Annotated in this window: 1 protein-coding gene; it reads right to left on the reverse strand. The window is 76.0% G+C overall.

Annotation, left to right across the window (positions count from 1 at the left end; all coding sequences use genetic code 11):
• Positions 1 to 136: 136 nt before the first annotated feature.
• On the reverse strand, positions 137 to 14,263 hold the full coding sequence (locus AC07A4_RS37290; RefSeq protein ID WP_478608072.1) for a type I polyketide synthase: 14,127 nt from the start codon (positions 14,261 to 14,263) through the stop codon (positions 137 to 139).
• Positions 14,264 to 14,286: the final 23 nt, after the last annotated feature.

Consider the following 14,286-nt stretch of genomic DNA (forward strand, 5'->3'; position numbering starts at 1 on the left):
ACCAACAACCCCTACCCTCCCCCTACCCGCCCCTAGTGGATTCTCTTGGAATCCACCGCGGGTGGGCGTGCGATAAGGGGGGTGGGTAGGGGCTGTCGGTTCAATTAACTACCGTTACCTAAGACTCCTGTTCCTTTCAACCCCGGCCGAGCTGCTTTTTAATGAATTCGAGCATCTCGTCGTCGCTGGCGGCCGCGAGCTGCTCGCTGACGTCGCCGCTCTCGCCGCCTTCGGGGCCCGCCTCTGCGGGGTGCGCGGCGCCGTTCTTCCAGCGGTCGAGCGCGGCCTGGAGGCGTACCGCGACCTTCGTGCGGGTGATCTCGTCGGCCGTGCCGACCGCCGCGATGCTGCCTTCGAGCCGCTCCAGGTCGCCGAGGAGCAGGGTCGCCGGGTCGGCGGCGTCCGGGGCGAGTTCGGTGCGCAGGCAGTCGGCGAGGGCCGTGGGCGTCGGGTGGTCGAAGACCACCGTGGCGGGCAGGACCAGGCCGGTGAGCGCGTTGACGCGGTTGCGGAGCTCGACGGCGGTGAGGGAGTCGAAGCCCAGCTCGCGGAAGGCGCGGGTGGGTTCGACGGCCGCCGCGCCGCTGTAGCCGAGGACGGCGGCGACCTGTTCGCAGACCACGTCGAGAAGCAGCCGGTCCTGCTCGGGCCTGGCCAGCGGGGCGAGCCGCGCCGCCAGGTCGGGCGCCTGTCCGGCGGCCGTCGTGCCGCCCGCGTCGGCGGCCGCGGACAGCCTCCGCACCTCGGGCAGTTCGGCGTACAGCCTGCTCGGGCGGACCGTGGTGAAGGCGGGCGCGTACCGCGGCCAGTCGATGTCGGCGACCAGGGCGGCCGTGCGGTCGTGGGCGAGGAGCCGCTGGAGCGCGATGACGGCCTGGTCCGGGTCAAGGGGCGGGATCATGCCGCCGCGCAGCCGCTCGGCGACCGCTCCCCCGGCGGCCATGCCGCCGCCCGCCCACGGGCCCCAGGCCACGGCGGTGGCGGTGCGGCCCCGGGCGCGGCGGGCGTGCGCGAGCCCATCGAGGTAGGCGTTGGCGGCGGCGTAGCTGCCCTGTCCGGGGCCGCCCGCGACGCCCGCGAAGGACGAGAACAGGACGAACGCCGTCAGGTCGAGGCCGGAGGTCAGCTCGTCCAGGTTGCGGGCGGAGCGGGCCTTCGCGCGGAACACGGTGGCGATGCGCTCCGCGTTCATGCCGTCGAGTACGGCGTCGTCCAGAACGCCCGCCGCGTGGAACACGCCGGTCAGCGGGGCGTCTTCGGGGATCGTGCCGAGGAGCCGTGCCAGGGCGTCCCGGTCGGCGGCGTCGCAGGCGGCGAGGGTGACGCGGGTGCCCGACTCTTCCAGTTCCGCCTTGAGTTCGGCGGCGCCGGGCGCGTCGGGGCCCCTGCGGCTGGTGAGGACGAGGTGCTCGGCGCCCTCGCGGGCCAGCCAGCGCGCCAGGTGGCCGCCGAGCGCGCCGGTGCCGCCGGTGACGAGGACCGTGCCGCGCGGTGTCCACTCGGTGGCGCCGTCGCCGTCGAGGGGCGCCCGTGTCACGCGGCGCCCGAGGGCGCCGGAGCCGCGCACCGCGACCTGGTCCTCCCCGGCCCAGGCGCCGCCGAGGACGCGGGCGAGCCGGGACACGGCGGCGGAGTCCGCCGCCTCGGGCAGGTCGACGAGGCCGCCCCAGCGCTCGGGGTACTCCAGGGCGGCGACGCGGCCGAGGCCCCACAGGGCCGCCCGCTCGGGCGAGGTGGGCGCGTCGGCGTGGCCCACGGTGACGGCGGACCGGGTGGCGCACCACAGGGGCGCGCCGACGCCGGTGTCGCCGAGGGCCTGGATCAGCGCCAGGGTGAGCGTGACGTCCGCCGGTGCGGCGGACTCGCCGTCGTGGTCCTCGGGTGCGGTGGCCGCGAGCAGCGAGAGGACGCCGTCGTAGGCGGCGGGTCCGGCCGGGTCCGCGAGCGCCTCGCGGAGCAGTGCGGTGAACGCGTCGCGGCCGGTGGTGTGCGCGGGCACCGCCACCGTCGTGGCGCGCACGCCGCGCTCGCCCATCAGTGCGGCGACGGCGGTGCTCCAGGGGTCGTCCGCGCCGCCCTCGGGGACGAGGACGAGCCAGCTGCCGGACAGTTCCCCGGCGGCGGAGTCGGCGAGCGGCGTCCAGGACTCGCGGTAGCTCCAGCGGTCGATGGCGGAGCTCTCGCGGCGCTGCCTGCGCCAGGCCGTCAGCGCGGGCAGCACCTCGGCGAGCGGGGCGTCGTCCGGCACCGACAGGGTCTTGGCGAGTCCGGCGAGGTCCTCGCTCTCCACGGTCTCCCAGAACCGCGCCTCCACCTCGTCGGCGGGCACGCCGTTCGCCGTGGTGTCCGTCGACGCCTCCAGCCAGTAGTGCTGGTGCTGGAAGGCGTAGGTGGGCAGGTCGATGCGGCTGCGGTCCTCGACGGGCCCGTACAGCGGTGTCCAGTCGACGTCGACGCCGCGCACGTGGAGCCGTGCGAGCGCGGTCAGGAAGGCATCCGCTTCGGGGCGGTCCTTGCGGACGGCTCCGATCAGGCCCGCCTGTGCGGCCGGGTCGGTGACGGTGTCGTGGGCCATCGCGGTCAGGACGGAGTCCGGGCCGAGTTCGAGGAGCGTGGAGACGCCCTGCTCGGTGAAGGTGCCCACGCCGTCGTAGAAGCGGACGGCGGCGCGGATGTGTCGGACCCAGTAGTCGGGGTCCTTGAGCTCGTCGGGCCGCGCAAGCGCGCCGGTGAGGTTGGAGACGACGGGCAGCGCCGGGTCCTGGTAGGTCAGCTTCTCGGCGACCTTGCGGAAGTCCTCCAGGGCCGGGTCCATCAGCGGCGAGTGGAAGGCGTGGGACACCTTCAGCCAGCGGACCTTGCGGCCCTCGCCACGGAGGGTCTGCTCCAGGCCCTCCAGGACGGCGCGGTCACCGGAAAGGACGAGCTGCGCCGGGCCGTTGACCGCCGCCACGCCGATACGGTCGGACAGGCCCTCCAGCAGCGGAAGAACGTCCGCCTCCGATGCCTGCACGGCCAGCATCGCGCCGCCCTCGGGCAGCGCCTGCATCAACTGGCCGCGCGCGGCGACGAGTTGAGCCGCGTCCTCAAGGGACCACAGCCCGGCCACGTACGCGGCGGTCAGTTCGCCGATGGAGTGCCCGCCGACGATCTCCGGACGTACGCCGAAGGACTCGGCGAGGCGGTAGAGGGCGACCTCGACGGCGAACAGCGCGGGCTGCGCGTACCCCGTCTGCTCAAGGAGCTCCGCGTCGGTACCGAACATCACGCTCTGGAGCGAACGTTCTATCCACGGATCGATATGAGCACACACCTCGTCCAGCGCGTCCGCGAACACCGGGAAGGCCTCGTACAGCTCCTTGCCCATGCCGGTCCGCTGGCTGCCCTGGCCGGTGAAGACGACACCAAGGCGACCCTCGACGACCGATCCCGACACCGCGCCCGTACCGCCAGCCGTCAGCGTCTCGAGTCCGGCCAGGAACTCGTCCCGGTCCCGGCCGAGGAGCACGGCCCGGTGTTCGAGGAGGGAGCGGCCCTCGGCGAGGGACCAGCCCGCGTCGGCGAGCCCGGTGTGGTCCGTGGCGAGGGCGGGGTCGGCGAGCAGCCGCTCGCGCAGTCGGCCCGCCTGGGCCCGCAGGGCGTCGGCGCTGCGGGCCGACACCTGCCACGGCACGGTGGCCGTGGCGGCCGCGCGCGGGGCGGCGCCCGATCCGGCGGCCTTGGCGGTAGCGGGCCTGCCCCTGCGGGGCGCCTGTTCGACGACGACGTGCGCGTTGGTGCCGCTCACGCCGAACGAGGAGACACCGGCCCGGCGCGGCGAGCCGTCGCGGTCGGGCCAGGCGCGGGCCTCGGTCAGGAGCTCGACGGTGCCCGCCGACCAGTCGACGTGGGTGCTCGGCCGGTCGACGTGCAGGGTGCGCGGCAGCAGTCCGTGCCGCATGGCGAGCACCATCTTGATGACTCCGGCGACACCGGCGGCGGCCTGGGTGTGCCCGATGTTGGACTTCACGGAGCCGAGCAGCAGCGGCCGGTCGTCGGGCCGCTCCTTGCCGTACGTGGCGATGAGGGCCTGGGCCTCGATGGGGTCGCCGAGCGCGGTGCCCGTGCCGTGGCCCTCGACGGCGTCGATCTGCTCGGGCGCGAGGCGGGCGTTGGCGAGGGCCTGGGTGATGACGCGCTGCTGGGAAGGCCCGTTGGGGGCGGTGAGGCCGTTGCTGGCGCCGTCCTGGTTGACGGCGGAGCCACGCAGGACCGCGAGGATCTCGCGGCCGTTGCGGCGGGCGTCCGAGAGGCGCTCAAGGAGCAGCAGGCCCGCTCCTTCGCCCCAGCCGGTGCCGTCGGCGGCTTCCGCGTACGGCTTGCAGCGGCCGTCGGTCGCGAGGCCGCCCTGGCGGCTGAACTCGTCGAAGGCTCCCGCGGTCGCCATCACGGTGACGCCGCCCGCGAGGGCGAGGTCGCACTCGCCCTGGCGCAGGGCCTGCGCCGCCAGGTGCAGGGCGACCAGGGACGACGAGCAGGCCGTGTCGACGGTGACCGCCGGGCCCTCCAGGCCGAAGGCGTACGACAGGCGGCCGGAGATGACGCTGCCGGACGTGCCCGTCATGAGGTGGCCCTCGACGCCTTCGGGGACGCTGTCGAGGCCGGTCGCGTACCCCTGGAAGCCGGATCCGACGAATACGCCGGTCGGGGTGGAGCGCAGGGACTTGGGGGCGATGCCGACGCGTTCGAAGAGCTCCCAGGAGGTTTCAAGCAGGAGCCGCTGCTGCGGGTCCATGGCGAGGGCCTCGCGCGGGGAGATGCCGAAGAGAGGGGCGTCGAACTCGGAGGCGTCGTAGACGAAGCCGCCCTCGGGCTTGTAGCGGGCGTCGCCGTCGAGGTCCCAGCCGCGGTCGGAGGGGAAGACGGAGACGGCGTCCGTGCCGTCGACCAGGAGCCGCCAGAGCGCCTCGGGGGTGCTGGCGCCGCCGGGGAAGCGGCAGCTCATCGACACGATGGCGATGGGGTCGTCGGCGGTGTCGGCGGCCCGGACCACCGGCGCCGGTGCGGCCGTCGCGCCGGTGGTGGCGCCGGTGAGCTCGGCGAGGAGGTGGCGGGCGAGGACCTCGGGCGAGGGGTGGTCGAAGACGGCGGTCGCGGGCAGCTCGACCTCGGTGGCGGCGGTGAGCCGGTTGCGGAGTTCGACCGCGGTGAGCGAGTCGAAGCCCAGCTCGCGGAAGGCGCGGGCGGGTTCGACGGCTTCGGCGCCCGCGTAGCCGAGGGCGGCGGCGGCCTCGGCGCGCACCAGGTCGAGGACCAGGCGCTGGCGCTCGGCCTCCGGGTGGTCGGCCAGGCGCGCGGCCCACTGCGACAGGGGCGCGCCGGTGCCCGCGGCCTCGGCCTTCGGGCGGGGCTTTGGCCGCAGCTCGGGCAGGGCGGTGAGCAGGGCGCTCGGCCGGGCGGCGGTGAACGCGGGCGCGAAGCGCTCCCAGTCCACGTCGGCCACGGTCAGGCACGTCTCGTCGTGGGCGAGGGCCCGCGCGAGGGCGCCGACGGCGAGGTCGGGGTCGAGCAGCCGCACGCCGCGGCGGCGCAGGTGCTCCTCGGCCTCGGCGGTGGCCGCCATGCCGGTGCCGCCCCAGGCGCCCCAGGCGAGCGAGGTCGCGGGGAGGCCGCGGGCGCGGCGCCGCTCGGCGAGGGCGTCGAGGTAGGTGTTGGCGGCGGCGTATCCGGCCTGGCCGCCGCTGCCCCAGACGGCGGCGATGGACGAGAACAGGACGAACGCGTCGAGGTCGGCGCCCGCGAGGAGTTCGTCGAGGTGGGCGGCGCCCGCGGCCTTGGCGGCCAGGGCGTCGTCGAGGTCGGCGGGGGCCGTGCCAGCGAGGGCGAGGGCCGGGCTCACGCCGGCGGCGTGGAAGACGGCGCGCGGGGTGTGCCCGGCCGCCGCGAGCTCGTCGAGGAGGCGTACGACGGCCGCGCGGTCCGCGACGTCGCAGGCGGCGACCGTGACGGCGGTGCCAAGGCGCTCAAGCTCCGCCTTCAGTTCGGCGGCGCCGGGCGCGTCGAGGCCGCGGCGGCTGGTGAGGACGAGGTGGGCGGCGCCCTCGCGGGCCAGCCAGCGGGCGACGTGCGCGCCGAGCGCGCCGGTGCCGCCGGTGATCAGCACGGTGCCGCGCGGCGTGAACTCCGCCGCCGGGCGCTCGTCGAGCGGCGCGTGCGTGAGGCGGCGTACGAAGACGCCGGAGCCGCGCACGGCGAGCTGGTCCTCGAAGCCGGTGCCGCCGTCGACCGCCGCGTCGGCGGCGATGCCCGCGAGGGCTGTGGCGAGGCGGGCGCCCGCGCGGGCGTCGTACGCCGGCGGCAGGTCGACCAGGCCGCCCCACCGGTCGGGGTGCTCCAGGGCCACGACGCGGCCAAGTCCCCAGAGCTGGGCCTGCGCGGGGCTTGTCAGGCGGTCGCTGCGGCCGGTGGAGACGGCGCCTTGGGACAGCGCCCACAGGCGGGCGTCGACGGCGGCGAAGTCCAGGGCCTGGACGAGGGCGACGGTGCCCGCGAGCCCGGCGGTGACGGCGGGGTGGTCGGCGAGCGGCGCCTCGTCCAGGGCGAGCAGGGAGACGACACCGGCGAGCGCGGTGCCGTCGGCGGTCTGCTCGCGCAGGCGCCCGGCCAGGGCGTCACGGGTCAGCTCGGCGCCGGTGACGTGGAGTTCGACGGGCTCGGCTCCGGCGTGGGTGAGGGCGTCGGTGACGCCCGCCGTCCACGCGTGCGCGGCGGCCGCCTCGGGGACGACGACGAGCCAGCGGCCGGTGAGGGCCGGTGCGGGCAGGCCGCCCGGCAGGGGCTTGAAGGTGACCCGGTAGCGCCAGCCGTCGACGGTGGAGCGCTCACGGCGCCCGCGGCGCCACGAGGACAGGACGGGCAGGACGGCGCCGAGTTCGTCGGCGGAGCCGCCGGTCACGTCCAGTTCGGCGGCGAGCCGCTCAAGGTCCTCGCGCTCGACGGCCTCCCAGAACCGGGCGTCGGTGTCGTCGGCCGCGGTGGGGGTCGTCTCGCCCTGGGCGCGCCCGTCCACGAGCCAGAAGTGCTCGTGCTGGAAGGCGTACGTGGGCAGGTCGACGGTGGTGCGGGCGGCGGGGAACAGCGCGTCCCAGTCGAGTTCCACGCCGTGGACGTGGGCCTCGGCGACGGCGGCCATGAGCGCGTGCGCACCGGTCGTCTCGCCGTGGGCCTCGCTGTGTACGCCGAGCACGACCGCCGTGCTTCCGGCGGCGTCGACGGCCGCGCGAAGGGCGGTGGTGAGGGCGGCCCGCGGGCCGATCTCGATGAGCATGCCGTGCCCGGCGGCGAGCAGCGCGCCGACGGCCCGCTCGAACAGCGCGGGCTGCCGCAGGGCGCGGTGCCAGTACGCGGCGTCCATGGGGGTGGCGTCGTCGAGGCGCTCGCCGGTGAGCGTGGAGTACAGCGGCACCTCAGCCGGGAGCGGTGTCACGACGGCGGGCGCGCCGTCCTGGCCGCCCTCGGGCAGCGCCGCGACGCGGGCGGCGTCGCGCAGCGTCAGGGCACCGGCGACGTGCGCGGCGGCGATCTCGCCCGCGCCGTCACCGGCCACGGCGGCGGGCGTGACGCCCGCCGCGCGCCAGAGCGCGGCCAGGGACACCGTCACGGCGAACAGGGCGGGCCGGGCGACGTCCGCCCGCTCCAGCTGGCCGCCGTCCGCCGTGCGGAGTGCGTCGAGCAGGTCCCAGTCGACGAACTCCTTGAGGGCGTCGGCGCACTCGCGCATGCGGGCGGCGAACACCGGCGACTCGTCGAGGAGGGCGCGGGCGGTGGCGGCCCACCCTTCGGCCCGCGCGGGGAACACGAAGGCGGGGCGGACCGTGCCGTCGGCGGCGCGGCCTGACACGGCGTGCGGGGCGTCGGCACCGGCCGCGAGGCGGTCGAGCGCGGCGAGCGCCTCGTCGCGGTCCTGGCCGAGGGCCACGCCGCGGTGCTCGAAGCGGGAGCGGGTCAGGGCCAGGGAGCGGCCCACGTCGGCGAGGTCCAGGCTCTCGTCGGCGCGCAGGAGCGCGCGGAGGCGGTCCGCCTGGGCGCGCAGCGCCTGCGGGGTCTTCGCGGAGAGGGCGAGCAGCGCCACCGGCGTCGGCGGCTCGACGCCGTCCGCGCGGGCGGGCTCGGCCACCGGGGCGGGCGCCTGTTCCACGATGACGTGGGCGTTGGTGCCGCTCACGCCGAAGGCGGAGACACCGGCGCGGCGGGGGGTGCCGTCGTGGTGCGCGGGCCAGTCGCGGGCGTCGGTGAGGAGTTCCACGGCGCCCGCCGACCAGTCGACTTCGCCGCTCGGGGCGTCCACGTGGAGGGTGCGCGGCAGGACGCCGTGGCGCATGGCGAGGACCATCTTCATGATGCCCGCGACACCGGCGGCGGCCTGCGTGTGGCCGATGTTGGACTTGATGGAGCCGAGCCACAGGGGCGCGCCGCCGGGGCGGCCCTTGCCGTAGGTGGCGAGGAGGGCCTGGGCCTCGATGGGGTCGCCGAGGGTGGTGCCGGTGCCGTGCGCCTCGACGGCGTCGACGTCGGCGGGGGTGAGGCCCGCGCTGGCGAGGGCGGCCTGGATGACGCGGCGCTGGGAGGGGCCGTTGGGGGCGGTCAGGCCGTTGCTGGCGCCGTCCTGGTTGACGGCGGAGCCCCGTACGACCGCGAGGATCTTGTGGCCGTTGCGGCGGGCGTCGGAGAGGCGCTCCACGAGGAGCAGGCCGACGCCCTCGCCCCAGCCGGTGCCGTCGGCGGCGTCGGCGAAGGCCTTGCAGCGGCCGTCGGTCGCGAGGCCGCGCTGGCGGCTGAACTCCACGAAGGTGGCGGGCGTCGACATCACCGAGACGCCACCGGCCAGGGCCATGGTGCACTCGCCCTGGCGCAGCGCCTGCGCGGCCAGGTGCAGGGCCACGAGGGAGGACGAGCAGGCGGTGTCGACGGTGACGGCGGGGCCTTCGAGGCCGAAGGTGTACGAGATGCGGCCGGAGGCGACGCTCGCGGCGTTGCCGATGCCGAGGTAGCCCTCGACCTCGTCGGGGACGTGGTCGACTCCGGCGGTGTAGTCCTGGCCGTTGGTGCCCGCGAACACGCCGATCTGGCTGCCGCCGAGTGCGGTCGGGTCGATCCCGGCGCGCTCGAAGGCCTCCCACGCGGTCTCCAGGAGGAGCCGCTGCTGCGGGTCCATGGCGAGGGCCTCGCGCGGGTTCACGCCGAAGAACTTGGCGTCGAACTGCCCGGCGTCGTAGAGGAATCCGCCTTCGCGGACGTACGAGGTGCCGGTCTGTCCGGCGTCGGCGTGGTAGAGCGCCCCGGTGTCCCAGCCGCGGTCGGCGGGGAACTCGGCGATGGCGTCGACGCCGTCGGCGACGAGCCGCCACAGGTCCTCGGGGCTGGTGACGCCGCCGGGGAAGCGGCAGCTCATGCCGATGATGGCGAGGGGTTCGTCGCTGGCGGCGGCGCCGGTCGCGGCGGGCGAGGCGGCGGCGGTGTCGTCGCCGAACAGCTCCTCGCGCAGATGGGCGGCGAGGGCCGCGGGCGTGGGGTAGTCGAAGACGAGGGTGGTGGGGAGCTTGAGGCCGGTGGCGGCGCCGATCAGGTTGCGCAGTTCCACGGCGGTGAGCGAGTCGAAGCCGAGTTCGCGGAAGGCGCGCCCGACCTGGATGTCGTCGACGCCCGCGTAGCCGAGGACGTCGGCGGCCTGCTGGCGCACCAAGTCCAAGAGGGCGCTCTCGCGGTCGGCGGGGTCGAGGGCCGCGATGCGGTCGGCGAACGCGTTGGCCGGGGTGGCGGGCGCGGCCGTGGCCTGGCCCGCGGCCGGGGTGAGTGCCGCGTGCGCCTCCGGGACGTCCGCGAACAGGCGGCTGGGCCGGGTGGCGGTGAAGCCGGGCGCGTACTGGGTCCAGTCGATGTCCACGACGACGGCGAGCGTCTGGTCCTGGCCGAGTGCCTGGCGCAGGGCGGTGATCGCGAGGTCGGGGTCCATGGGCGGCATCACGCCGTGGCGGAGGCGCTCGGCGGCGGCGCCGTCGGCGGCCATGCCGCCGCCGCCCCAGGGGCCCCAGGCGACGGAGGTCGCGACGCGGCCCGCGGCGCGCCGGGTCTCGGCGAGGGCGTCGAGGGCGGCGTTGGCAGCGGCGTAGGTGCCCTGTCCCGAGCCGCCCGCGACACCGGCGAAGGACGAGAACAGGACGAACGCCGACAGGTCCAGGTCTGCGGTGAGCGCGTCGAGGTGGCGGGCCGACTCCAGCTTGGCCCGGAAGACGGTCGCGACGCGGTCCTCGGTCAGGCCGTCGATGACGCCGTCGTCGAGGACGCCCGCGGTGTGGAACACGCCGGTCAGCGGGGTGTCTTCGGGGATCGCGGCGAGGAGGTCGGCGAGCGCGCCGCGGTCGGAGGCGTCGCAGGCGGCGACGGTGACGCGGGCGCCCAGGTCCTCAAGTTCCGCGGCGAGTTCGGCGGCGCCGGGCGCTTCGGGGCCGCGGCGGCTGGTGAGGACGAGGTGGGCGGCGCCCTCGCGGGCCAGCCAGCGGGCGACGTGCGCGCCGAGCGCGCCGGTGCCGCCGGTGATCAGCGCGGTGCCGCGGGGGCTCCAGTCGCGCCCGGGCGTCTCGCCGGTGGCGGCGCGCACCAGGCGCCGGGCGAGGACGCCGGGGCCGCGCACGGCCAGCTGGTCCTCGCCGTCGGCGGTGAGCGCCTGGGTGAGGCCGGTGATCACGGCGGCGTCGGCGGCTTCGGGCAGGTCGACGAGGCCGCCCCAGGTCTGCGGGTATTCGAGGGCGGCGACACGGCCGAGGCCCCAGACGGTCGCCTGCGCCGGGTCGGCGGCGGCTTCGGAGGGCGTCGTCGACACGGCCCCGCGGGTGGCGGCCCAGACGGTGGCGGTGGAGCCCGCGTCGCCGAGGGCCTGGAGCAGGGTGGCGGTGCGCAGGACGGCGGTCGGGGCCACCCCGGTGCCGGTCGGCCCGGTCAGGGCGAGCAGTGACAGGGCGCCGTCCCAGGCGGCCGCCTCGTGCCGCAGGAGCAGCGCGGTGAGGGCGGCGCGGTCGGTGCTCTCGGCGGCCGGGACGCGGACGACGGTGACGCGGGCGCCGCCGCTCGTCAGGGCGCGCTCGGCGGCGGCGCTCCAGGCGTCACCGGCGGTGTCGGTGTCGTCGGCGGGCACCAGCAGGGCCCAGGTGCCGGTCAGGGCGGGGCCGCCCGCGGCGCGCGGCGGCAGCGGGTTCCAAGTGACGCGGTAGCGCCAGCTGTCGAGGGTGGAGGTGGTGCGCTGCTTGCGGCGCCAGGCCGTGAGGGCGGGCAGTACGGCGCTGAGGGGGGCGTCGTCGGCGACGTCGAGGGCGCCGGTGAGCTCCGCGAGGTCCTCGTGCTCGACGGCTTCCCAGAAGCGGGCTTCCCCGCCGCCGTCGGCGGACGCCGTGCCCGCGGCGGGTGCGGGCGTGCCGGGGGCGGTGTCCAGCCAGTAGCGCTGCTGCTGGAAGGCGTACGTGGGCAGGTCGAGGCGGCGGCGGGCGGTCAGCGGGGTGTAACGGGAGGTCCAGTCGACGGTGGTGCCGCGCACGTGGAGCCGGGCGAGCGCGGTCAGGAAGGTGTCGCTCTCGGCGCGGTCGCGGCGCAGGGCGGCGACGAGTCCGGCCTGGGCCTCCGGCCCGGTGAGGGTGTCGTGGGCCATGGCGGTGAGGACCGCGTCGGGGCCGAGTTCCAGGAGGGTGGTGGCGCCGAAGTCGGTGAGGGCGCCGAGGCCGTCGTGGAAGCGGACGGCCTCGCGGACGTGCCGGACCCAGTACTCGGGGTCCTTCAGCTCGTCCGCCGAGGCGAGCCGCCCGGTGACGTTCGAGACGACGGGCAGCGCCGGGTCCTGGTAGGTGAGGCCCTGGGCGACCTGCCGGAACGCGTCGAGCATGGGGGCCATGAGCGGCGAGTGGAAGGCGTGGCTGACCTTGAGCCAGCGGGTCTTGCGGCCTTCGGCGCGCAGCTGGGCGGCGAGGTCCTCCAGGACGCCGCGGTCGCCGGAGAGCACGACCTGGGCGGGGCCGTTGGCGGCGGCGAGGCCCGCCCACTCGGCGACCTCCTCAAGCAGCGGGGTGACCTCGGCCTCGGCGGCCTGGACGGCGAGCATGGCGCCGCCCCGGGGCAGCGCCTGCATCAACCGGCCGCGCGCGGCGACCAGTTGGGCGGCGTCCGCGAGGGACCACACTCCGGCGACGTGCGCGGCGGCCAGCTCGCCGATGGAGTGGCCGCCGACGATCTCGGGGCGTACGCCGAAGGACTCGGCGAGGCGGTAGAGGGCGACCTCGACGGCGAACAGCGCGGGCTGCGCGTACCCCGTCTGTTCCAGGACCTCGGCGTCGGCCCCGAACATGAGGTCCTTCAGGGGGCGGTCGAGGAGCGGGTCGAGGTGGGCGCACACCGCGTCGAGGGCGTCCGCGAAGGCGGGGAAGGCGGCGTACAGCTCCTTGCCCATGCCGGGGCGCTGGCTGCCCTGCCCGGTGAACAGGACGCCGAGGCGGCCCTCGGTGACGGAGCCGGTCACCGTGCCGGGGGCGGCGGGGCCTTCGGCGGCGAGGGCTTCGAGGGCGGTGAGGAGCTGCTCGCGGTCCTCGCCGAGGACGACGGCCCGGTGTTCGAAGGCGGAGCGGCCGGTGGCGAGGGTCCAGCCGAGGTCGAGGAGTCCTGCGCGGTCACCGGCGAGGGTGGTGTCGGCGAGGAGCCGTTCGCGCAGCCGGGCCGCCTGCGCCCGCAGTGCCTTGGGGGTGCGCCCTGACAGCGGCCAGGGCGTGGCGCCGATGGCGGCGGGCGCGTCGGTGTCCCCGGCGTCTCCGGTGTCCCCGGCGTCCTTGGCGGGGGCGTCCTGCGCTTCGGGCTCGGGGGCGGCGGGCGGTTCCTCGATGATGACGTGGGCGTTGGTGCCGCTGACGCCGAAGGAGGAGACGCCCGCGCGGCGCGGCGCGTCCTCGCGCCCGGGCCACTCCCGTGCCTCGGTGAGGAGTTCGACGGCGCCCGCGGACCAGTCGACGTGGGTGCTGGGCCGGTCGACGTGCAGCGTCTTCGGCAGGACGCCGTCGCGCATGGCCAGGACCATCTTCATGATGCCCGCGGCGCCCGCGGCGGCCTGGGTGTGCCCGATGTTGGACTTGACGGAGCCCAGCCACAGCGGCCGGGTGCGGGGCCGCCCCTGCCCGTAGGTGGCGAGCAGGGCCTGCGCCTCGATGGGGTCACCCAGCGTCGTGCCCGTACCGTGCGCCTCGACCACGTCGACATCCGCCGCCGTCAGGCGGGCGTTGGCGAGCGCGGCGCGGATCACGCGCTGCTGGGCGGGGCCGTTGGGGGCGGTCAGGCCATTGCTGGCGCCGTCCTGGTTGACGGCGGAACCCCGTACAACAGCGAGGACCTCATGCCCGTTACGGCGGGCGTCCGACAGACGCTCAAGCAGCAGCAGGCCGACGCCCTCGCCCCAGCCGGTGCCGTCGGCGGCGTCCGCGAAGGCCTTGCAGCGGCCGTCCTCGGCCATGCCGCGCTGGCGGCTGAACTCCACGAACGCGGTGGGCGTGGACATCAGGGACACGCCGCCCGCGAGCGCGAGGGAGCACTCGCCCTGCCGCAGGGCCTGCGCGGCCAGGTGCAGGGCCACCAGGGACGAGGAGCACGCGGTGTCGACGGTCACCGCGGGGCCTTCCAGGCCGAGGGTGTAGGACAGGCGGCCGGAGACGACGGCGGCGGTGTTGCCGGTGCCGGAGAAGCCCTCGACGCTGTCGGCGGCCTCGGCGACGACGGCCGTGTAGTCCTGGCCGTTGGTGCCGGTGAACACGCCGGTGCGGCTGCCGCGCAGGCTCAGCGGGTCGATGCCCGCGCGCTCGATGGCCTCCCACGCGGTCTCCAGGAGGAGCCGCTGCTGCGGGTCCATGGCGCGCGCCTCGCGCGGCGAGATCCCGAAGAAGCCCGCGTCGAACGCGTCGGCGTCGTACACGAACCCGCCCTCGCGGGTGTACGTGGTGCCCTGGTGGTCGGGGTCGGGGTGGTAGAGCCCGGCGACGTCCCAGCCGCGGTTCGCGGGGAACGCGGACACGGTGTCCACGCCGTCCTTGACCAGGTTCCACAGTTCTTCCGGGGTGCTCGCGCCACCGGGGAAACGGCAGCTCATGCCGACGATCGCGAGGGGCTCCGCGTCCTTCGACTCGAGTTCGCGCACTTTCCGACGAGTCGTGTGCAGATCCGCCGTCACCTGCTTGAGAAGGCGGCGGATTTTGTCGTCGTTCACCATCTGGCCTAGCTCCTAGAGAC

It is taken from the genome of Streptomyces sp. NPDC043996 (assembly GCF_056435225.1).